Annotated in this window: 19 protein-coding genes; 15 read left to right on the top strand and 4 right to left on the bottom strand. The window is 29.4% G+C overall.

All coding sequences use genetic code 4. From position 1 onward, the window contains the following. The first annotated feature begins 236 nt into the window (after nucleotides 1-236). Genes ACWXVQ_RS02675 through ACWXVQ_RS02685 form a run of 3 tightly spaced genes read left to right on the top strand, consistent with a single transcriptional unit; the run spans nucleotide 237 to nucleotide 2,102 of the window. Entirely contained in the window at nucleotides 237-977 is a 741-nt protein-coding gene (locus ACWXVQ_RS02675; protein WP_456013534.1) for a hypothetical protein, read from the top strand. Between the two features lie 4 nt (nucleotides 978-981). Then, nucleotides 982-1,266, top strand: a complete 285-nt coding sequence (locus ACWXVQ_RS02680) for a hypothetical protein (protein WP_456013536.1) — start codon at nucleotides 982-984, stop codon at nucleotides 1,264-1,266. Beyond that, nucleotides 1,266-2,102: a hypothetical protein gene (locus ACWXVQ_RS02685; RefSeq protein WP_456013538.1), complete on the top strand. Its 837-nt coding sequence runs from the start codon at nucleotides 1,266-1,268 to the stop codon at nucleotides 2,100-2,102. Before ACWXVQ_RS02680 ends, ACWXVQ_RS02685 begins: the two co-directional genes overlap by 1 nt. A 171-nt stretch (nucleotides 2,103-2,273) precedes the next feature. Here ACWXVQ_RS02685 and ACWXVQ_RS02690 read toward each other — a convergent pair whose 3' ends face one another. Beyond that, nucleotides 2,274-3,644, bottom strand: coding sequence for an APC family permease (locus ACWXVQ_RS02690; protein WP_456013540.1), 1,371 nt, complete (start codon nucleotides 3,642-3,644; stop codon nucleotides 2,274-2,276). Between the two features lie 399 nt (nucleotides 3,645-4,043). Continuing rightward, on the bottom strand, nucleotides 4,044-4,361 hold the full coding sequence (locus ACWXVQ_RS02695; protein ID WP_456013542.1) for a hypothetical protein: 318 nt from the start codon (nucleotides 4,359-4,361) through the stop codon (nucleotides 4,044-4,046). Nucleotides 4,362-4,553: 192 nt separating this feature from the next. Between ACWXVQ_RS02695 and ACWXVQ_RS02700 the strand changes: the two genes are divergently transcribed. Further along, nucleotides 4,554-4,868 carry a hypothetical protein gene (locus ACWXVQ_RS02700; RefSeq protein ID WP_456013544.1) on the top strand — a complete coding sequence of 105 codons (315 nt, stop codon included), beginning with the start codon at nucleotides 4,554-4,556 and terminating at the stop codon, nucleotides 4,866-4,868. 381 nt (nucleotides 4,869-5,249) lie between these two features. On the opposite strand, the gene ACWXVQ_RS02705 is transcribed toward ACWXVQ_RS02700, so the two are convergent. Next, on the bottom strand, nucleotides 5,250-5,831 hold the full coding sequence (locus ACWXVQ_RS02705) for a hypothetical protein (RefSeq protein WP_456013546.1): 582 nt from the start codon (nucleotides 5,829-5,831) through the stop codon (nucleotides 5,250-5,252). A gap of 203 nt (nucleotides 5,832-6,034) precedes the next feature. Here ACWXVQ_RS02705 and rplJ point away from each other — a divergent pair, with 203 nt between their 5' ends. The 11 genes from rplJ to rpmE all read left to right on the top strand — a co-directional run bounded on the left by rplJ (nucleotide 6,035) and on the right by rpmE (nucleotide 22,621). Then, the gene (rplJ, locus tag ACWXVQ_RS02710; protein ID WP_438340307.1) at nucleotides 6,035-6,526 is read left to right on the top strand and encodes a 50S ribosomal protein L10; all 492 of its coding nucleotides are present in this window, start codon (nucleotides 6,035-6,037) and stop codon (nucleotides 6,524-6,526) included. Between the two features lie 44 nt (nucleotides 6,527-6,570). Beyond that, nucleotides 6,571-6,942, top strand: a complete 372-nt coding sequence (gene rplL / locus ACWXVQ_RS02715) for a 50S ribosomal protein L7/L12 (RefSeq protein WP_438340306.1) — start codon at nucleotides 6,571-6,573, stop codon at nucleotides 6,940-6,942. A gap of 143 nt (nucleotides 6,943-7,085) precedes the next feature. Next, nucleotides 7,086-10,679 (top strand): DNA-directed RNA polymerase subunit beta, encoded by a 3,594-nt coding sequence (gene rpoB / locus ACWXVQ_RS02720; RefSeq protein ID WP_438340305.1) that lies wholly within the window; start codon nucleotides 7,086-7,088, stop codon nucleotides 10,677-10,679. Further along, complete coding sequence (locus tag ACWXVQ_RS02725) at nucleotides 10,679-15,139, top strand: DNA-directed RNA polymerase subunit beta' (RefSeq protein ID WP_456013548.1); 4,461 nt, start codon at nucleotides 10,679-10,681, stop codon at nucleotides 15,137-15,139. Before rpoB ends, ACWXVQ_RS02725 begins: the two co-directional genes overlap by 1 nt. Before the next feature lie 168 nt (nucleotides 15,140-15,307). Next, the gene (gene rplU / locus ACWXVQ_RS02730; protein ID WP_438340303.1) at nucleotides 15,308-15,610 is read left to right on the top strand and encodes a 50S ribosomal protein L21; all 303 of its coding nucleotides are present in this window, start codon (nucleotides 15,308-15,310) and stop codon (nucleotides 15,608-15,610) included. Between the two features lie 3 nt (nucleotides 15,611-15,613). Next, nucleotides 15,614-15,874, top strand: coding sequence for a 50S ribosomal protein L27 (gene rpmA, locus ACWXVQ_RS02735; RefSeq protein WP_438340302.1), 261 nt, complete (start codon nucleotides 15,614-15,616; stop codon nucleotides 15,872-15,874). Between the two features lie 99 nt (nucleotides 15,875-15,973). Continuing rightward, on the top strand, nucleotides 15,974-16,462 hold the full coding sequence (locus tag ACWXVQ_RS02740; RefSeq protein ID WP_456013549.1) for an MSC_0623 family F1-like ATPase-associated protein: 489 nt from the start codon (nucleotides 15,974-15,976) through the stop codon (nucleotides 16,460-16,462). Further along, entirely contained in the window at nucleotides 16,452-17,996 is a 1,545-nt protein-coding gene (locus ACWXVQ_RS02745) for an MSC_0619 family F1-like ATPase alpha subunit (RefSeq protein WP_456013551.1), read from the top strand. The genes ACWXVQ_RS02740 and ACWXVQ_RS02745 overlap by 11 nt, the downstream gene beginning before the upstream one ends. Further along, nucleotides 17,996-19,372, top strand: coding sequence for an MSC_0618 family F1-like ATPase beta subunit (locus tag ACWXVQ_RS02750; RefSeq protein ID WP_456013553.1), 1,377 nt, complete (start codon nucleotides 17,996-17,998; stop codon nucleotides 19,370-19,372). The genes ACWXVQ_RS02745 and ACWXVQ_RS02750 overlap by 1 nt, the downstream gene beginning before the upstream one ends. Before the next feature lie 584 nt (nucleotides 19,373-19,956). Then, nucleotides 19,957-22,338 (top strand): phosphoketolase family protein, encoded by a 2,382-nt coding sequence (locus tag ACWXVQ_RS02755; RefSeq protein WP_456013555.1) that lies wholly within the window; start codon nucleotides 19,957-19,959, stop codon nucleotides 22,336-22,338. Between the two features lie 73 nt (nucleotides 22,339-22,411). Next, a complete protein-coding gene (gene rpmE, locus ACWXVQ_RS02760; RefSeq protein ID WP_438340297.1) occupies nucleotides 22,412-22,621 on the top strand; it encodes a 50S ribosomal protein L31 in 210 nt (69 codons plus the stop codon). 61 nt (nucleotides 22,622-22,682) lie between these two features. Here rpmE and ACWXVQ_RS02765 read toward each other — a convergent pair whose 3' ends face one another. After that, complete coding sequence (locus tag ACWXVQ_RS02765; protein WP_444704768.1) at nucleotides 22,683-22,922, bottom strand: hypothetical protein; 240 nt, start codon at nucleotides 22,920-22,922, stop codon at nucleotides 22,683-22,685. Nucleotides 22,923-22,931 lie beyond the last annotated feature (9 nt).

The following is a 22,931-nucleotide window of genomic DNA, read 5'->3' on the forward strand; positions in this document are numbered from 1 at the left end:
AAACCTATACTATAAATAGTATAAGCAGATTATTCGGTTTGAAATTCTGTATTTTTTATGCCAAAACTGGGAAATACAAAAAATAAATATGAAAATATATGAGTATTTTAAATATAAATTTAACACTATTTCTTAAAAATAATACAATAAAGATATGAAGAAATAAAAAAGGAATATATGAAAAATAAATTATTTAGCGTTTTTTAGCTACGATAGCTAGCGTTATACCATTTACAATGGTTTCATTAAAAATAATGCCATATGAGGATACAAAATATATTGAGGAAAAGAAAGAAAGACAATATAAAGAAAAATTATCCTCATACTGTTTATATGATTTTATAAAATTAACTGGAAGAAAAGACACAAAAGTAAAATTTGTAAGTAGAAATTATCTAGATCCGGAAACAAATAAATATTCATATATAGTAGGATATGAGAAGGGTGGTTTTTCAATGTTTGATCAAGAAAAAGAAAAAATAATAGAGGTTAATCAAAATTGAAACATATCTAATTTAAGTTCAGAAATCATGTCCAATGATAATTTGGTATATTACAGAGAAACCATCGGAGATATATCAATATTAAATAAAAATGATCGAGATAAATTAATGATAGGGGATCATAGAAGACCAAAAAAGAAGACTAATAACGAGAGCATAAACGAAGATTGAAAAAATAAAAAAGATAGCAAAAAGAGTAAAGTAAATTTCAATAATTTCAAATACCTTAATTTATTAGAACTGCAAAATGCAAAAAAATCGGAATATTCTAATCTTGGAATAAGAGATAAGTTGAATGGCTTTTTATATGCCGATAACGAAATAAATCATTCTTGAATTTTTAAAACAGAACCAAGAAAAACATTTGGAGAAAACGACACTTTTAATTATATATATGAAGAATGAGAAGGAATATGTGCATATATTACTGTGAATCAAATGATGCTATACAATCATTATTTTTTTAGGTTCTAATTATATGACGATAACAGAAAGTGACAAATATATAAACAAAAAAGAAGACTTTCATATTGATATAACTACATTAGGATCAGAAGAATGAAGTTCAAGACATAGAAAATCTCCATCAATAAAACCAAAAGAAGCAATGGAAAGTTATTTACCAGAAATTAAGAAACAATATCTATACGAAAATAAGTTTTCACCTGAATTGAAAAATATTTATATGATAGATATGTTAAAAAAACATGTAACTGGTGATGAAATGACAGAGTCACTTAAATTATGAGGATTTATAAAATAATGAAAAAAAATAAATGAATAAAAATAATAACTATCGTTCCATTTTTAAGTACTGTTTTATTATCTACAAGCTGTATAATTCACAAAAATGAGGATAATGAACAACATGAAGACATTATAAAACCAGGTGGGATTTATAAAGCTGAATACTCTCATAATCCGCTTTTATATTCAAAACTTCGCAATAAAGATAAAGGCGAGGTAATTAAAAGACCTTTTAGAAAAATAACTTTTAAAACAGAAAATAAATATCAAGAATTAATAGATTTTGTTAATGAAAATAAAGTTAAAAACTATTATATGCTTGCTATAAATGTGAAATTGGAAAATAATGATACGACCAATAAAGAAGGATACGAAAAAGAATTTAAAATTTGGCTTACAAAAGCTAAAGAAATTACATTTTTGTACTTTCCTCATTCTGTAAAATTGCTAATTCCAGATCAATTTAATAATACAAGTGATTATTTTGCATCTCCTCTCAAAAAAAATGAAGAATTTATAATACCGATTTCAAATGCAAGAACTATCAATGATGAAATGAAATTTAGAAATCCATTATATTTCGATACATGACAACCAGGAGAAGGGAAATGGTCCCTTTTAAAGATTTTAAGAAAAAATAAAATTAAGTATAGTGCAGATAAAACTTTGGATGTTATTGATGGATTCACAATATGAGTTAATCATTATCATGAAGAGGCAGAAGCATCTATTGTTTTTGAAAGATATTATCCTAAAATGGATAATAAAAGCGATGACGAATATATAAAAAAATACGAAATCGATGTAAGAAAATTAACTCATAAGAATAAACTTTTTACACTTGATTATTAATATTAAACCCAGCTACGTTCTGGGTTATATTTTTTATTTTGTTAATTCTTATTTAAATTGCAACATTTTTATAGTTTAAAAATGTTTATTAAACTTATGATTTTAAATTTATTTTTTAAGACCTAAAAATTCAAACCAGTAATCAGGAAAATTAGCAAAGTGATAATATAGCTATATTTTGAGCTCATAAGTTTTTGAAATATTTTTCTTTTTACGTCGTTTTACTGCTGAATATATTCCTCAAATGACAAAGCCAATCAGCATTACACCTAGATAACTAGGTGCTAAAAATATAGTTCCTTTTGTGTATTCATCGCCTACAATCGGAGGGATAAAATTAACTACTAATATAAAAATTATTAAAATAATAGACAAAATAAATATTGTAGTTTCTCATCAAGTAAGCCTAAATGTTCTATGTTTGAATGCAATAACTAAAATCGAAATTATTACTAAAAGGTACTGCATTAAGAAAACCACGTTACCAGCATTAAGGATAAAACTAAATTGATCTTTTATACCTAATGCATATGGTATTGCTGTAAAAATAATCATTGATATAACACTAAAACCTGTTGCAAATAATAATGCGTTTCTATATTCCCCATGCTTGTTTTTCTTGCCTAGTTTTGAAGGTAAGAATCCATCATGAGCTAAAGGAGCAACAATTCTTGAATAGTATATGTTTGCCGAAAGAGTGCTTGAAATTCTATTGAATAGTGTACCTATCATAAAAATTATAAGTCCAGCTAAACCTCATAACGATTGAAAGAATTTTGAAAATGAAGTGGATTCACCAATAAATCCTTTTTGCAGTCCTAACAGTAAGAGATATAAAGTAAAGTAAATTGCAAGTACAGCAGCAAAAATTAGTAATAATATCTTTTTAAAGCGTTTTGTTTCTACGTTAGCGCTTATTCCTGCAAGACCTTCTGCACCACCAAATGCATAAATAAAATTCAATACATTTATAGTAATTATTGAGACTGAAACTTTGCTATTTGTCAAGATGTTATTAGCAAAATCGAGTGAACTAAAGGATAAATAAATACCTAAAGATACACCTAATATTATCGTTATTCATTTTACTGATGCAGAAAATAAAATAAATCATTTAGATGTCTTTATTCCAAACGTTGCAATTAATGTCAAAGAAAGAAAGAATACAAGAGAAACAATTTGATAGATTAATTGATGTGATTTATCAAATTCTGATAGCAATGTTGAAAAAAATAAAATTGTCGTGGCTGAAAAAAGCGGTATCTGTGAGAATTGATTCCAGCCATTAAAAAAGACTCAAAATTTATTTGTTGAAGCTTTTTTGGCATAAACATATGAACCGCCGGCCTCATTACCAAATGCTTGAGCTCCACGCGCAAATGCTAAAATAACACTAAAACTGATGAATGATGTTAGTGCAAAAACCAACATACCTCATATACCTTGAGCAATTATTCCTGTGATTGTTGTTATAAAACCAAAACCAACTATAAAATTAATACCATATAAGAAAAAACTTTTTTCACTAAATTTATTTTTCATTTTAAATACCTAATGCTCCTAATTATATACATTATTTGTTAAATATAAAACGAAAAAGTGCATCTTCGCTAAATTTTATTAGAATAATTTTATGTAAAAAAATGCAAAAGCATTCCTAAAAAAACGCGAATTTTTAATATCTAAGGATTTGAGAGTTGCATATATCTAATTGCTTTTTGTTTGCATGGATAACTAATCTAACATACAATTTCGTTCATTAAACTTTTAATTATTCTGAAAGAAATTTTGAGCTGCATTAGCCGACATCAGAAATGGAAATTGCTTAATATTATGCCGAACAACGTTATTAATTTTGTCCATCATGGATCAGGTTTCATCATTGCTGTATCAGTCAAATAATTTTTTCTTTTAGAATATAAGTTTATGTATATTCTCAATCTAACCCTTTTGAGATGATGCAAATGCATTTGTGTGAAAAATTTGTTTGATACTCTTTATATTGTCCAACATATAGCTTTCAGATCTGTTATCTATTAATAAAGTGTTAATCTTAAAGTTAAATCTAGCAGCCAATTTTTCGATAGCTCTTTTTATTGCTCTAGCATTGAGTCTTGATATGGTTGCATAAGATTTTTTTGTTAAGCGATTTATCAAAGTTAATATGACTTTCTTTGATTTTATATTTCTATAGATTATATCCATTTCATAGTCATTCAAAGTTAATCAATCATTAATTTCTTTAGGTTGTTCATGCATTATTTTGCCAGCAGTTTCTTCTTAGGTTTATGGCACTTAGATTTTGACCTAAATGACTTCCTATAGACTTATAAGTAAGTAAAATATCATATGGGATAATAAAACTCATTTCTTTTTTTGGATTTGTATAGTGTTAAGGATGTGTAATAAAAGCATCTTTGTTAGATATTTTCTTAAATAAAGAGTTGAAAAATGAGTTTTATTCTTGATCTAGACAAAATCGAAGAAGATGAAAAATTTGATGGTTACTTTGTTTATGAAACATCAAGAAAAGATCTTAAACTTGAAGAAATTTTTTTTAGTTTATCGCAAACAATATCAAATTGAAGAAAACCTCAAAACATTGAAATAATCACTAAAAATCTGACCGATATTTATCCGAACTGAAAAACATATTCGAGGGCATTTTTTACTAAATTTCATTGCATTAATTGTTTTATTTTGCAATATTTGAAATTAATGAATTCTATCATCAACAAGGTTTCATTGAAAAATAACCAATACTAAGTTAATTGATTTTTTAAAAAGACTGTAATAAGTTAACTAAGTTAAGAAACGCGAAAATAATTGAAGAAAGATTTATTAACCCCGCTATTAATAAGAGCAATGAAGAAACTTATAATGAAATTTTAGAAATTGTAAAAAAATTGTATATAAAAAAACAAAAAGTGTGTTTTGCTTGAAAATAATGGTCAATTTTACACTTTTTATTTTTTGCTCAAAAACTTAAGAAAAACTGAAAAATGAAAAAATGAAATTTTTTTACATTTGAGTTTTCCATTTTTTCCCTTAATACTTTGTGTATTAAGGTTTATTTTAATTTTTGTTTTATTCTAGATTTGCATGATTACCACTAACGTGTATTACTTCTCTAATAATAGTGGCCTCTTACTGAGCGTTGATTTGCGGATTTTGTATTGTTTGATTGTTTTTTTGTAACAATTGTCCACATAAACTACAATAATTTCCATTATTTATATAAATTTTTGCTTTATTAAAATTTGTTTGTTCAGTCATAGCAATAATTAAACCTATTAATCCTAAAAGTGGAAGAAATAACCCGATTATCATTAATATTCTAGCTGCTGATAAACCTGTTTTAACCATAGCTATAAAATAAAATACTAAACCTATAATATTTAATATCAACGCTGGTGCCAAAGGTAAAAAAGGTAAAATAACAAATATTTCTTCAAATATTTCTTCATTAGAATTAGATTTTATGTTAACTAAAGCTAAAAACAAAAACATAACTAAGGCTATTGTTAAAAAAAGCGCGCCAAAAATATATATTATAAAAGATGTAATTGCTGCATTTTTACCTGTCATAATAAAATCCTTGTATTTTGTAAAAAAGTTTCCATTCCAATTTTTTTTGTTTGCTACAAATAGATTGAAAAAAACGGAAGAGTCAAACACCAAAAAACGCTTGACTTTTGTTTTGACTCCTATTAAAATATAAATAATCAAAATAGAAAATGAGTCAAAATATATTGTATATTATAAATACACATTAAATAATGGAAAATTATGATAATGATATTAAATTTTTATTTTTTCTATGATATAATGCTTTTGCAATATATGAAGACAGTAACGGCAAACGCTTAATAAGTTACCGAGTATGCTCGACTATTGATATTGCAAAAACATAATTTAAAATAGGAGGAGAAATGAGCGCATTAAGGGATGCTAAGGTCTTAGTGGTTGATGAAATTTCTAAAAACCTAAATCAGTCTAAGGCTTTATATGTTGCTATGTATAAAACTTTAGATGTTAGTTCGTTGCAAGCAATTCGTAGAGAATTGGCTAAGTATGGCGTTTTAATAAAAGTTTATAAAAATCGTTTAGTTAAACAAGCCTTATTATCGACAGAACACAAAACATTAAATGATTATCTTGTTGGCCAAAATATATTTATTTTTGCTAATGAAGATGACTTAATCACACTAAAAGCATTAGCTAAATTCAAAAAAGAATACCCTGCCTTACAATTGGTCGCTGGTATTTATGAAAACAAAGTTGTTGATGCAAAAAATCTTGAAGAAATTTCAAAACTTCCTTCATATGAAGAATCACTTATGATTCTTGGAAACTCATTGCTTGCACCAATTAGAAATCTTGCAATTGGTCTAAACGAGTTAGTTAAACAAAAGGAAATGTAAAACTTAATAATCAAAATATAAAATAAAATTTTAAGGAGAAAAATATGGCTAAATTAACAAAAGAAGAATTCGTTTCAGCATTGAAAGAAATGAATATTAAAGAAGTTATGGAACTTGTAGAAGGACTAAAAGAAGAATTTGGAATTGATCCTAGTGCTGTTGTTGCTGCCGCTGCTCCAGCTTCTGCTGAAGTTGTTGAAGAAAAAACAACATTTAATGTTACATTAAAATCAGACGGTGGAAATAAACTTGCTGTTATTAAGGCAGTTAAGGATTTACTAGGTTTAGGTTTAATGGATGCTAAGAAATTGGTTGAGTCAGCACCTGCCTTATTAAAAGAAAATGTTAAGAAGGAAGAAGCAGAAGAATTAAAGGCTAAATTAGCTGAAGTTAAGGCTGAAGTAGTTTTAGACTAATAAAGATAACATAAAAAACTGGCTTAAAAAGCCGTTTTTGTGTTTTTTATATAATATAAAAATGCGCATACATGCGTATGTGTAAACTGTTGTAAATACTTTGAGTATATTTTAGTAAATTTAAACAAAAAATGAGGTTAGATATGAACAAAAAACCAGAATATGTTTTAAGAAAATTTGGACCGGTTACCGAACGTAGAGATTATTCAATTAGTCAAAAGAAATTCGATACTCCTGATTTCTTAAAAATGCAAAGAGACTCTGTTGAACAATTTTTAACCAAAGGTGTTGAAGAGGAATTGAGAAACATATATCCAATTGAATCACGCGGAAAAGTAAGAATTGAGTATATTGAAAATTCTGCTACTTTTGAATATCCTAATAAAACTGAATTTGAGTGTATTAAAGAGGCAAAACAAAAAGGTTCTTCATATCAAGGTAAGTTAAAGGCTAAATTAAAGCAAGTTAATGAAGAAACAGGTGAAGTTACACCTGCTGAAGTTGTTTTTGCTGAAATTCCTATTATGACATATGGAGGCTCATTTGTCATTAATGGTTCAGAAAAGGTTATTGTCTCTCAATTAATTCGTTCAACTGGTGCTTACTTTGGAGTTAATGTAAGAAATAAACAGGCTAATGACTTGTTTAATAAAGTTGAAATTATTCCTCAAGTCGGTTCATGAGTTGAAATATACCACAAAACTACTTCATCTAACCCGGACACCGTTAAGGTGCATATCGATAAAAATAAATCATTCTTATTATCTACTTTTTTGAAAGCACTTGGTTTTACTGAAAAAGGTATTAAGAAAATGTTTGGTGATATTCCAGAATTAAATGAAACTTTACGAAAAGATAAAACATTAGGTAATACTGATGAGGAAATTACAAGGGATGCCCAGGAAACAATATATCGCTTAATTAGAAAGGGCGATAGAATGACCGCCGAATCGGCCCGTAATTTAATTCCATCAACTATTTTTAATGAAAAAAGATACAGTTTAACTGAAACTGGTCGTTTTACTTTGAACCGTAAGTTAAATATCGCCGAAAGATTAGTAAACACCTATTTAGCTGAGCATATCATTAATATGGATGGCGAAGTTAAGTATGAAAAAGGTTTGTTAATTACTTGAGAAATAGCAAGAAAGATTGCGGAGGAATTTAGATTAGGCATTCTTCCTTTGTGAAAATTACCTGATGTTGATCCTTCGGTATATGGTAATCAATTGGATATGCCTGGAAACGAAAAACTTGCTTTGCGTTTATCTGTTCCGAGGGTATGAGTTTATCCGACAGAAAATGACATGATAAATGACATTAATAAAGTTCAAGTGCTAGGTAATGATCCTAATTCAACTGAAAACTTTTTACTAATTCCTGATTTAATTGCAACAATATCATACTATTTTAATTTATTGTTTAATATTGGTGTTGATGACGATCCTGACTCATTAGTAAATAAAAGAATTGTTACTATTGGTGAGCTTTTGCAAAATCAATTTAGAATCGGTCTAATTAAATTAGAAAAAAATACTCGTGAAAGAATTTCAACCAAGGAAACATCAAAGATTACGCCAAAGAATGTAACAAATAATAAACCAATATTTAACCAGTTTAAATCATTTTTCAATACATCAAAACTTTCGCAATTTATGGACCAATGTAATCCGTTAGCTGAAATTTCGAACAAACGTCGTATTACCTCACTGGGACCAAGAGGTCTAAACCGTGATACCGCCCAATTTGAGGTTCGTGATGTTCACCCTACCCATTATGGAAGAATTTGCCCAATCGAAACTCCTGAAGGGCCGAATATTGGACTTATTCTTAATCTTGCATCATTCGCAGACATTGATAAATACGGATTTATTAAATCGCCATATTTTAAGGTTGAAAACAAAAAGGTAGATTTTTCAAGTCCGCACTATTTAACAGCCATCGAAGAAGCTGGGTATACATTTGCGCAATCAACCGTCAATATTGAAAATGATATAATTGTTGATAAAATGGTAATGGTTCGTCGTGATAATGAATATCTTGAAGTCCCAGCTAATGAAGTTAATTTTGTTGGGGTTTCAAACCGTCAAATGACCTCGATCGCTGCTTCTGCTATTCCTTTTTTAGAAAACGATGACGCTAACCGGGCATTAATGGGTTCTAATATGCAACGTCAAGCTGTACCTGTATTATTCCCTGAAGCTCCATTAGTTGCAACTGGTGTTGAAGCTGATATTGCTAAATATTCCTCAACAAACATTATTGCTAAATATGATGGTGTGGTATCTTATGTTGATGCTAACGTTATTATCATTAAGAGAGATGAAAGCAATAAGAAAGATGAATACCATTTAAGAACTTTCGAGAGATCTAATCAAGGTACTTTAATTCATCAGGTTCCATTAGTTAAGGTAGGTCAAAGTGTTAAAACTGGAGATTTACTGGTTGATGGTCCATCAATGAAAAATGGTGAAATGGCATTAGGTAAGAATGTTTTGGTCGGTTTCACAACATGACATGGTTTTAATTATGAGGATGCTGTTGTTTTATCAGAAAGACTAGTTAAGGATGATGTTTATACTTCGATTCATATTGAAGAACAAACTATTCAATTTAGACATTCAAAAGCCGGTGAAGATATTTTAACAACTGATATTCCTAATGTTTCAAACCACTCAAAGCGTTTCTTAGATGATAATGGTATCGTTAGAGTCGGTTCTGAAGTTTCTGCAGGTGATATTTTGGTTGGTAGAACATCGCCAAAAGGTGAAGAAAACCCAACTCCTGAGGAAAAACTGATGGGAGCTATCTTTGGACAAAAGACTGCTTCAAAAAAGGATACATCACTAAAAGTTAAACATGGTCATAATGGTACAGTTGTTGCTGTTGATGTTTTAAGTCGTGAATTTGGCGATGTTCTAGAAGACGGTATTGAAAAGATTGTTAAAGTCTCAATTGCCCAAAAGAGAAAAATTAAAGTCGGGGACAAGATGGCAGGTCGTCATGGTAATAAAGGCGTTGTTTCCGTTGTTTTACCAGTTGAGGAAATGCCTTATTTAGAAGATGGTACTCCACTGGATATTGTTCTTAACCCTCAAGGTGTTCCATCACGGATGAATATTGGGCAAGTTCTAGAATTGCACCTTGGCTTAGCTGCGCAAAAATTAAATACAAAATTTGTTACTCCAACATTTGATGGAATTACTCATAATCAAATTAAAGAAATTCTTGAAGAAGCAAAAATTAATCCATCAGGTAAATCTGTTGTGTATGATGGCCGTACTGGTGAACCATTTGATCAACCAATATCGGTTGGGATAATGTACTATTTAAAACTATATCATATGGTTGATGATAAAATGCATGCTCGTTCAGTTGGACCATATTCATTAATTACGCAACAACCGCTTGGTGGTAAGTCGCAAAATGGTGGGCAAAGATTTGGGGAAATGGAAACATGAGCCATCGAATCATATGGTGCAGCAAATTTATTACAAGAACTATTAACATATAAGTCAGATAATATTAATGGACGTAATCAGCTTTATAACTCGCTTGCAAGAAAAACAAAGTTGCCAAAGCCAGGTATGCCTGAGTCGTTTAATGTTTTGGCATATGAACTAAGAGGTTTGTGCATCAAACTTGAAACTCATGATGATTCACGAGAAGAAAATGAGCTTGAATATGAAAGAATTGATACTAAATATCAACAAGATTGAGATGGGGGAGCAGAATAATGAAAAACAATGCAAAATTCGATTTATTAGATGAATCAAAAATTAGAAAAATTTCTTTATCATTAGCTACTCCTGAGGATGTTGAATCTTGATCGCATGGGGAAGTTACAAAACCAGAAACTATTAACTATAAATCATATAAACCTGAACGTGGTGGTTTGTTTGATGAAATTATTTTTGGACCAATGATAGATTATCGTTGTCCTACTTGTGGTTATAAATATAAGAAAATAAATGAAGGTTCATATTGTACAAGAACTGATTTGTGTCGTAAAGAAAATGTTCAAATCTTGCCTAAAATAGCACGTAGAAATCATATGGGGCATATTAAGTTAAATAGCCCTGTTGTTCATTTTTGGTTTTTTAAGGTTGACCATTCAATTATTTATAAATTATTAGGTTTAAGAATTTCGAGTCAAAATTCATCTGAAACAGTTAGAAGAGAGGAACTTGAAAATCTTATTTATTATAAAAATCATATTGTTGTAGAAGATGGTGGACTTAAATCATTACCTAAAAACTTAATAATCGAAATCAATGATGCTGCTGTTATATATAAAGAAGCATTGGATGAATTATTAACACGTTTTGATCCAAAAAATCCAGACCATAAAGAAGCTTATGATGAAATTTCAGAAACAATTGAGCAATTGGTTGAAAAAGCCACTTCAAAAATTGGTCAAGAATATGGAATTGACTTTTATGAATTAAATGACATCATCCAACATTACTCAGACGCAAAAATTATGACTGGGGCAAGAGCTATTGAGTATCTATTGAAGAATTTAGATCTAGTCGCTGAAAAAGCTTATGTAACAGAGCAAATTAATCAACTCAATTTACAAGAATCTAAAAATCCCGAAAAGTTTGCAACTACTACTAAACAAAATAGGGAAAAATTATATAAGAGATTGCAAGTTATTAACGCGTTTATTGAATCAAAACAATCGCCAACAAATATGCTAATTTACAATTTACCAGTTATTCCAGCTGATCTTAGACCATTAATTCAATTGGATGGTGGTAGACACTCAACAAGTGATATAAATGAGCTATATCGTAGAGTTATTATTAGAAATAATCGTTTACAAGAATGACAAGAAAAAGATGCTCCTGAACTCGTAACGCAAAACGAATTACGTATGGTTCAAGAAGCCGTTGATGCTTTAATTGATAATCAAAGAAGAACCCCTAACCCTGTTTTATCAAAGGACAATCGTCCATTTAAATCTATTTCAGATGCACTAACAGGTAAAAAAGGACGTTTTAGACAGAATTTACTTGGAAAACGTGTAGACTATTCTGGCCGTTCTGTTATTGTTGTTGGGCCAAATTTAAAGATGCATCAATGTGGTATTCCAAGAGAGATGGCTGCAAAATTATTTGAGCCATGAATTATTGCTCGTTTAATTGATCAACAGGTTGCAACAACTGTTAAAAATGCTAAGAAAATAATTGAAGATCAAAATCCAATTATTTGACCTCATGTCGCTGAAGCAATTAAAGGAAAATTAGTACTTCTTAACCGTGCTCCTACGCTTCACCGTTTGTCTATTCAAGCATTTGAACCGGTTTTAGTTAGAGGAAAGGCTATAAGATTACACCCTTTAGTATGTACCCCTTTTAATGCCGATTTTGATGGTGACCAAATGGCTGTTCATGTGCCTATTTCGGAACAATCATTATTGGAAAGTCGTGAATTGATGCTTGCCAATAAAAATATTCTAGGCCCTAAGGATGGAGAACCTATTATTAATCCTTCACAAGATATGATTTTGGGTTTATATTATTTAACAATTGAACAAAAAGATGCTAAGGGCGAAGGAAGAGTCTTTGACAATTATGATCACATGATAAGGAACCTTGAAGCTAAAAAAGTTTCTTTACATGCAAGGGTAGCATTACCTGCTGAAGAGGTAAAAAACTCTAAAATATTTAATAAAAATACAATTAATCAACAACTTTATGTTATTTCAACAGTTGGTAAATTTATTTTTAATAATGTGTTTCCAAAAGATTTTCCTTTTATCTTTGATAATAAAGTAATAAAGGCAATTAATTTAGAGGAATATAAGAATGAGTTTAATAAAACATATGTAGTTAAAGCTGGTATAAATATTCCTGAATATATTAAGACCTTGCCATTGCTAGATGCCTTTAATAAAAAGAATATTGCCAAGATTATTCGTTACATGTTTGATAACTATGTTGCAACGATAAGCATAGCGGAAGTTGCTAGCGTTATTGATAAAATTAATGATTTGCAAGATTCAGATATTGTTTTAGAATTTCTAAAATTAAAAACCTACAAGGGCCAAAATCTTGAAAGAGAACATGCAGATTTATTGACTGAATTTGTTTTAGAAGAAAAACAAAAATTAAATTTAGAAAATGAAGAGAGATACCGCGGACAAATTCATATTCCATTAAGTGCTAAAGAGAAAGCTAAATTGTTAGACAAGGTTTGATTTAAATATACAAATATTGTTGCTTCTATTCTTGACGATATTAAACAACTTGGCTTTGATTATTCAACTACTTCAGGTATTTCTATTTCCTTCTCGGATATTTTAGAAACTGAAAAGAAAAAAGAATATATCGCTGAAGGTGATGAATATATTGCTAAATTAAAAAACTACTACAAATTAGGTTATATAACTGATGATGATAGATACTCGTTAACTATTAAAAAATGAGCTGAAATCAAAGATAAAATCCAACAAGAATTGCAAACAATCATCAAAGAAAATCCACAAAACCCAGTTATCACTATGATTAACTCAGGTGCTCGTGGAAACATTTCGAACTATGTTCAATTAGCTGGTATGCGTGGACTGATGGCTAACAATACAAAAACCACTAAAGCTGATGCTAAAAATGATAGGGTTGTTCGTTCGACCGTTGAAGTTCCCGTTAAGTCATCATTTATCGAGGGCCTAACCGCATTTGAATTCTATTCGTCAACCCATGGTGCTAGAAAAGGTCTTACTGATACTGCACTTAATACTGCTAAATCAGGTTATTTAACAAGAAGATTGGTTGATGTTGCTCAAAATATTGTGGTTAGAGAAGAAAATTGTGGTTCGGAATATGGATTTTTAGCTAGAAATATCATTGATACTAAAACAAAACAAATTATTGTATCTCTAAAAGAAAGAATAATTGGTCGATTTTCAAATAAGCCAATTTATGATAAAGAAGGTAATTTGATTTGTAGCCGAAACATCTTAATTACTAATAAGATAGCACAAAAAATTATTGATGCTGGTATTGAAGAAGTTGAAATTAGATCGATCCTTGGATGTAATACTCGTAATGGTGTATGTAAAATGTGTTTTGGTAAGGACTTAGCAACAAACCGTGTTGTTAATATTGGTGAAGCAGTAGGTATCATAGCTGCTCAATCAATTGGTGAACCTGGTACACAGCTAACTATGCGTACATTCCATACTGGTGGGGTTGCTGGTGTTGAAGATATTACTGGTGGTTTTACTAGATTAATTGAATTAATTGATGCTCATGAACAACCATGAGGTAGACCAGCAACAATTTCGCCATATCAAGGTATTGTAGTTGATATTGAAAAACTTGAAAAATCTGATAACGATTATGTTGTTTATATCGAAATTCTGAATAATAAAAATCAAATTGAAACTAGATCTATTTTAGTTAATACTAATAAGAAATTAAGAGTTTCTATTGGTGATGATGTTAAAGTCGGCCAAAAGCTTTCAGAAGGCCCAATTATTCTAAAAGAGTTATTAGCACTAACTGATGTTAGAACAGTCCAAAATTACTTACTAAAAGAAATTCAAAGAATTTATCGTATTCAAGGTATTGCTATTAGTGATAAATATATTGAAATTATTATTAGACAAATGATGTCTAAAATTGTTATTAGTGATCCTGGAGATTCAAAATTCTTTGCTGGTGCTATTGTTGATATCTTTGATTATCAAGAAGAAAATTCGTTATTATTATCTCAAAACAAAATTCCAGCATATGGAAGTGTTGTTATTAAAGGTGCTAAACAAGTTCCACTGTTGTCTGATTCGTTTTTGGCTGCCGCTTCATATCAAGAAACTTCGAAAATTCTTGTTAATGCTGCCATTTCTTCTAGAACAGATAATTTAAGTGGTCTAAAAGAAAATATTATTGTTGGAAAGAAAATCCCTTCAGGAACTGCATTATATTCATTTGAAGAACATTCTAAATACGATATTAAACCATCGATTAAATACTTTACAAATTTTGATGAAAATGAAGAACAAGACGATATTGAATTAGGCGATGAAAATATGATTGATTTATATACTTTGACACAAGAATATGATGAAGAAGGTCTTAGCGATAAAGGCTTTGTTAATGACTTTGCTGATGATTTTTATGATAATGAAGATTTTGAGACTGATGATAATGAATCAGAAGAATTTGATGATAATAAAATAGATTACGAATAATTAATTAGAATAAGGACAAGGAATAATTTCCTTGTTTTTTTATTTTGCCGAAATATACGCAAATTTGTGGTAAAATAATCAAGTTACTTATAGAGTAACCATTCTAAACAGGTTTTTAAACTTTTTAAAAGTACCTCAAAGATGTGACAAAATATAAGGAGATTTTAAATGTTTGCAATTATCGAAACAGGTGGTAAACAATTAATCGTTAAAAAAGGCGATTCTATTTATATCGAAAAAATCGATGGAAATGCAGGGGACAAGGTTGTTTTTGATAAAGTTTTAGCAGTCGAAAATAAAATTGGAACTCCATATTTAGAAGCTGCTTCTGTTTTAGGTATCATTGAAAAACAAGGGAAAGCAAAGAAAATTGTTGTTTATAGACACAATGCTAAATCAACTCATAAACGTAAATTAGGTCACCGTCAACCTTATACAAAAGTTCAAATTGCAGAAATTAAGGAGAAATAAGACATGGCACATACGAAATCTGGTGGAACAACCTCGAATAGTAGAGACTCGGCTGGTAGAAGATTAGGCGTTAAGGCTACTGATGGACAATTTGTAACAGCCGGAAGCATTATTTATAGACAAAGAGGAACAAAAATCTTTCCTGGCAATAACGTAGGCAAAGGAAAAGATGATACATTATTTGCTTTAATAGATGGTATTGTAAAATTCGAAAATAGAATTAATAGAAAATTTGCTTCAGTATATCCTATTGTAGAAAAATAATGGCTTTGCTATTATTTTTTTATTATCAATTCCTAAATTATTAGGAAATTATGGTTATAATAATGTTGTTTTATTATTTAACTTATTTTAAGGAGAAAAATGCCTGAAAAAAAATCTATATTAATAGATGGAAATAAAGATAGAATTTTGTTCTGGTTTGAAGATCAAAAAAATCAAAATGAAATTAAATTAATTGATTTTAATAAACTTATTTCAACTATTTTATTTAAAGGTAATTTTAATACAAAGGATTCCCGTGTAATTGACTTTCTAGAGAGAATTAAGAAATCACTTATGGATTATCTACCTATAAAATTTGCCAATTTTATTGTTAACTTCGAAGAAAACGCTATATTTAGCATTTATAAAAAAGTTCCATTAATTTATGCGAATAATGAAGAATTTGAATGAAATAATGACTTCGAAAAATTATATAATGAGATTCTTAAGGACCTAATAAAAGATGGATATTATGTTGAATTCTTGCCTAACATTATTTTATATTTCTCAGACATAGCAGGAATTTTGAAGTTATATATTAAAAAAAGTTATTTTATGAATGATAAAGGAGAAGAAAATGGAAAATAGTAATGCTAAACCAAATAAAAATCCCAAGATAATTTCTATTTTTGGTTATATTGTTGAAGTATCAGGACAATTTCCTTATGAACAAGGACAACAATTTGTTTGCGAAAGAGATACAAATATTAAATTAATTCTTATTAGCGCTACAAATGATCACGCGTTTTTATTAGCTAATAATGAAAATAAAGAGTTAAAAATTAATGATACAATAATCGCTACCCAAAAGCGTGATGTATTTACTTCAAAACAACATTTTGGAAATGTAGTCGATATTTTTGGCGATGTTGTTTTACCTAAAAAGCTTGCTGTCGAAAAACAAAAAAATGATCCTGAAAGTGCCACATTTAAACTTGCTCATCAATTAATGAGTGTTCAAACATTAAATGAGCAACTATATACAGGATTCACATCAATAGATTTATTAATTCCTATCGGAAAAGGACAACGTGAATTAATTATTGGGGATAGACAAACCGGAAAAACTCACATAGCAATTAATGTTATCTTAAATCAAGCAAAAACCAATACCAAGTGTGTTTATGTCGCAATTGGACAAAAAAGAGAAAGCATATCTAAAATTTATAATACCTTAAAAGAACATGACGCTTTAAAAAATACTATTATTGTTGATGCGCCTGCTACTAGTGCATACGAGCAATATCTAGCTCCGTATGTAGGTATGGCACATGCTGAAAACATTTCATTAACTGATGATGTTGTTATTATATTTGATGACTTAACAAAGCATGCTAATATTATTCGAGAAATTGCTTTATTAGCTGATAAGCCTGTTGGTAAGGAAGCAATGCCCGGCGACATATTTTTTGCTCATTCACAATTATTAGAACGTGCTGGTTCATTTAAAAATAGAAAAACAATTACTGCTTTGCCAATTTTACAAACTATTGATGGCGATATAACTTCATTAATTTCTTCTAATGTTATATCAATTACTGATGGTCAAATTGTAACTAGCGCTGACTTATTTTCTCAAGGTGTTTTACCGGCTATCAATATTAATTTATCAGTTTCAAGAACTGGTTCATCAGTACAAAATAGAATTATGTCAAAAGTAGCTTCAGAAGTAGGTAAAATCTTTAAACAATATAAGAGACATTTAAAGCTTGCTGCTCTTGATTATGAATTGAATAAAGAAACCGCAACATTATTGTACAAAGGAAAAATGATTGATAAGATGTTTATTCAAAAAGGATATACATTATATTCGAATAAATTTGTTTTATTGATGTCTAAACTAATTTCATGAACTATATTACATGGAATTAAGGATGAAGAAAAAGCGCTAAGATTTATCGATCTTTTAATTGAAACAAATCAGGAAGCTAAAAATGCTTATAATACTATGCAAACAAGTACAGATTATGATGATAAGATTATGAAAAACTTTTTTGCATATGCTTTAAAACAATATTCAGATTATTTAAATTTAGGATGAGATGTTGAATATGAACATGAGTTTGTTGAATTTAGTAAGGAATATTTAGAATTAGTTGCTAAAAAGTTAGGAGATAAATAATGGGAAAAATAGTTAAATTATGATCTGACATTATTGAAGTTAAATTTAATAAAAAAGAGTTGCCATTAGTTAATCAATTACTAACAACGAATGACGGCAAAACTTATTTATTGGTAAAAAGAATTATTGATGAGGAAACAATTAGAGCTATTATTATCTATTCTTCAAAAGAAATTAACATCAATGATGAAATTATTAATACCAAACAAAGTTTTATGGTTCCAGTTGGTTCGGGTTCCAAAAATAATATCTATTCATTTGAGGGAAAACCGTTACTTGAAAAACGTGGAACAAAACCTATATATATTGAAATGAATTCAATTATTAACAACGATCGCTATCTAGAGAGTAATCTAGAAATAGTTGAAACAGGAATTAAGGCAATTGACTTCTTTATGCCAATTATTAAAGGATATAAATTGGGTATATTTGGTGGCGCCGGTGTTGGTAAAACTGTTTTAATGAAGGAAATTATTTTTAATGTTAATAAAAAATTAACAAAGACTTCAAATATTTTTATTGGTTCCGGAGAAAGATCACGTGAAGCTATTGAATTATTTGATGAGTTAGAATCATCAAATTTAATGAAGAATTCAGTAATGTATATTTCAAAAATGAATGAATCACCAGGAGCTAGAATGTCGATTGTACCAATTGGTATTACAGCTGCCGAATATTTAAGAGATTATGAAAAAGATGATGTCTTATTATTTATTGATAATATTTATCGTTTTATTCAGGCTGAAAATGAGGTTTCTGCTTCATTGGGTAAAAAACCTTCTGTGGGTGGTTATCAATCTACATTAGAATCAGATGTTGCTAATGTTGAAAATAGATTATTTAGAAACAAAAATGGATCAATAACATCATTCCAAACTATTTTCTTGCCAATGGATGATTTAAGTGATCCATCAGCCGTTGCAGTATTTAACCACCTTGATGGTAATCTTGTTTTATCGCGTAATCAAACCTCAAAAAATATTTTCCCTGCTTTTGACCCTCTAGCTTCTTCATCACACTCTGTTGATGAAAAAATTATTGGTAAAGCACACTTTGACGCTATCATAGAAACAAAAAGAATTTTAAAAGCATATAAAGACCTTGAAGATGTTATTTTGATTCTAGGATTTGATGAATTAGATGAACAAAGTAAGAATACAGTTAAAAAGGCTCTTCAATTGGAAAATTTCTTTACTCAAAACTTCTTTATGACTGAACACTTTACAAAATCTCCCGGTGTTTATGTTTCGTTGGAAGATACGATAAAATCTGTTCAAAGAATTTTAGATGGTAAATATTTAAAACAAAGTCCCGAAATTTTTGCTTATGTTGGTTCAAATTTAGATATTCCGACTGATGAGGAATTAGGATTATAAAATTACTTGCTTTTGTTGAACATAGATAAAAAATCCAGTCACATTTGTGCTTGGATTTTTTTAATTAGTTGCTAATAGGAAATAGCTAAAAGAAAAAAAGAAGAAGAAATAAGGGGCTTGAGTTCTTTGTTTATTGATTATGTAAAAAAAGAAATTGTAATAGAGATACGCCAAACATTGTGTTTCATATATTGAAACATCAAAAAATTAAATTATATTTATTTATCAGTTGTAATTCATCACAAAACAAATAAAATTCTCAATTAAAATTTATTTTCAGTAAATGATCTAGATTTTGTTATTAAACATATGTTAAAAAATGGTTTTTATAACTAAAAACTATTGTAGAAAATTATAATAAATTGATATAACAAAAAAGAATACAGTTGTCATTAAATCAAGAAACTCTACATACGCTTTTTTGGAGAAATTGACAATAAAATGTGTTTTTAAAAAAATGACTATGTTTATTGTAGGGCATTTTTTGTTTTTATGTATGATTAGCTATTAACCCCTTTACTTCTTAATAAATTGATGTAAAATATTATTACTATATTTTTTGCAAAAATATATTATGGAGGAATATGAATAGTAATTTTGATAAAAAAGAATATTTTGAATTAATGGATAAGTGATTTAGAGCAGCTAATTATTTAAGTGTTGCTCAAATCTATTTAAGAAACAATCCATTATTAAAAAAAGAATTAACAAAAGATGATATTAAATTATATCCTATTGGTCACTGAGGAACAATTCCTGGACAAAATTTTATTTATACCCATTTAAACCGTGTTATTAATAAATATGATTTAAATATGTTTTATATAGAGGGTCCTGGACATGGTGGCCAAGTCATGATATCTAACTCATATTTGGATGGTTCTTATTCAGAAATTTATCCCCAAATTTCACAGGATGAAAAAGGGATACAACGAATGTGCAAGCGTTTTTCATTTCCTGGTGGAACAGCAAGTCACGCTGCTCCTGAAACACCTGGATCAATTCATGAAGGTGGAGAGTTAGGCTATTCATTATCGCATGCAACAGGAGCAATATTGGATAATCCTGGTGTGATTGCAGCTGCGGTTATAGGCGATGGTGAGGCTGAAACTGGGCCCCTTTGTGCTGGATGATTTTCAAATTCGTTTATTAATCCAGTGAATGATGGTGTTGTTCTTCCTATCGTTCATCTAAATGGTGGGAAAATTTCTAATCCAACTCTTTTAGCAAGAAAACCAAAAAAGGAAATTGAACAATATTTTTTAGGTTTAGGTTGAAAGCCATATTTCTTTGAATGAAGTGGTAATAAAACTAGTGTTGAAATTCATCAAGAAATGGCTAAAATCATGGATCAAGCTATTGAAGATATTCTAAATATTAAGGCTAAGGCAGAATTAGTCGGGCCAAATAATGTAACAAGACCATTATGGCCTATGCTAGTTGTTAGAACCCCGAAAGGTTGGACATGTCCAAAAGATTGAGATGGACAAGCAATTGAAGGCAGTTTTAGAGCACATCAAGTGCCCTTGCCTGTTAGTGCTTTTAATGTTACTCACATTAAAGAGTTAGAAAAGTGACTAAAATCATATAAACCTGAAGAACTTTTTGATGAAAACGGAACTATTCTAGCAGAAATTAAAAACCTTGCTCCAAAAGGTAAGCAAAGAATGGCAACAAATCCAATAACAAACGGAGGAATAAATTCACGCTATCTAGATTTATCTCCATGAGAAAAATTTGCTACTAATGTTGAATATCCTGGTAAAAATAAAGGACAGGATATGGTTGAGCTAGGAAAATATATGGCTGATGTTGTAACAAAAAATCCTAATAATTTTAGGGTCTTTGGTCCTGATGAAACAAAATCAAATAGATTATTTGAACTTTTTAGAGTTACTAAGCGTCAATGGTTAGAGGAATATTCGGACAAATATGATGAATTTGTTGGTCCTGTTGGTAGAATTATTGATTCACAATTAAGTGAGCACCAGGCTGAAGGCTTTTTGGAAGGTTATGTTTTGACTGGGCGCCATGGTTTTTTTGCTTCATATGAATCATTTTTACGAGTTATCGATTCAATGTTAACTCAGCATATGAAGTGATTAAAGAAGTCTTTAGAATTGAAATGAAGAAATGATTATCCATCTCTAAATATTATTGCAACTTCAACAGCATTTCAACAAGATCATAATGGTTATACGCACCAAGATCCTGGCCTTTTAGGCCATCTTGCCGACAAACGTCCTGAATTAATAAGAGAATATTTGCCTGCAGATTCTAATACACTTTTGGCTGTTATGGAAAAATCATTAACCGAAAGAAATGTTATTAATCTAATTGTTGCTTCTAAGCAACCGCGGGAACAATTTTTTAATATCGATGAAGCAAAAGAACTTGTTGAAAAAGGCTATAAGGTTATTGATTGAGCTTCAAATGTTAAGGAAACAGAAACGCCTGATATTGTCTTTGCATCCTCTGGTGTTGAACCGAACCTAGAAACACTAGCAGCAATTTCTATTGTTCATAGTCATTTTCCTAAGCTTAAAATCAAGTATATTAATGTTGTTGATTTATTAAAATTAAGAAATCCTAAGATCGATCCACGTGGAATTAGTGACGAGGAATTTGATAAGGCATTTACAAGAGATAAACTAGTTGTGTTTTCTTTCCATGGATTTGAAGGTTTAATAAGAGATATTTTCTTTGATCGAACAAATCACAATTTAATTATTCATGGTTATCGTGAAAATGGTGATATAACAACTAGTTTTGATATCAGACAATTAAGCGAAATGGATAGATACCACATTGCTAAAGATGCAATAGAGAAATTATATGGTTCTAAGGAACAAAATTTTATCGATTTAATGAATAAAAAAATACAAGAACATAATGAATATATTCATGAATTTGGCTACGATATGCCAGAAGTTGTTGAGTGAAAATGAAAAAATATTAATGAGTAAAAAATAACGCTTTTATGTTATAATTTTTGCTAGTTAATTAACTTCAATAAATAATATATAAGGAGCATATTCTATGAAAAAGGAAATTCATCCAAAATATTCTGAAATTCATGCAACATGTTCATCGTGTAGCACAGATTTTATTTTTGGTTCAACCGCTGAAAAAGTATCTTTAGATGTTTGCTCTAATTGTCATGCATTCTACACCGGAAATCGTACAGACGTTAAGGCACGTGGTCGTGTAGAAAGATTTAACAAGATATTAGAAAAATCAAAAAAATAAGTACTTATTTCAAAAAAGAAGATTAATAATAAAAAACTAGGAAAGTTTCCTAGTTTTTTATTTATAAGCAGTAATGAAAGCCAACATTGAAGCCAATGTTATTATCAGTATCTTCCCATTTTGCATTGAAATCTTTGGTTTTAATTTCGCCCTTTGAAGAATTTACTGATCTTATTAGACCTACGGTAGAGCTTATTGCTGAGGTGATTATTGGAATTGCTCCTAATATAGAAGTAATTAAGGCTGATATAGCAAATCCGCCAGCAATTTCATCACATTCTTTTTCACTTAATTTTTTCATTTTTCCTCC

The sequence above is a fragment of the Mycoplasma sp. 527 genome (genome assembly GCF_053851595.1).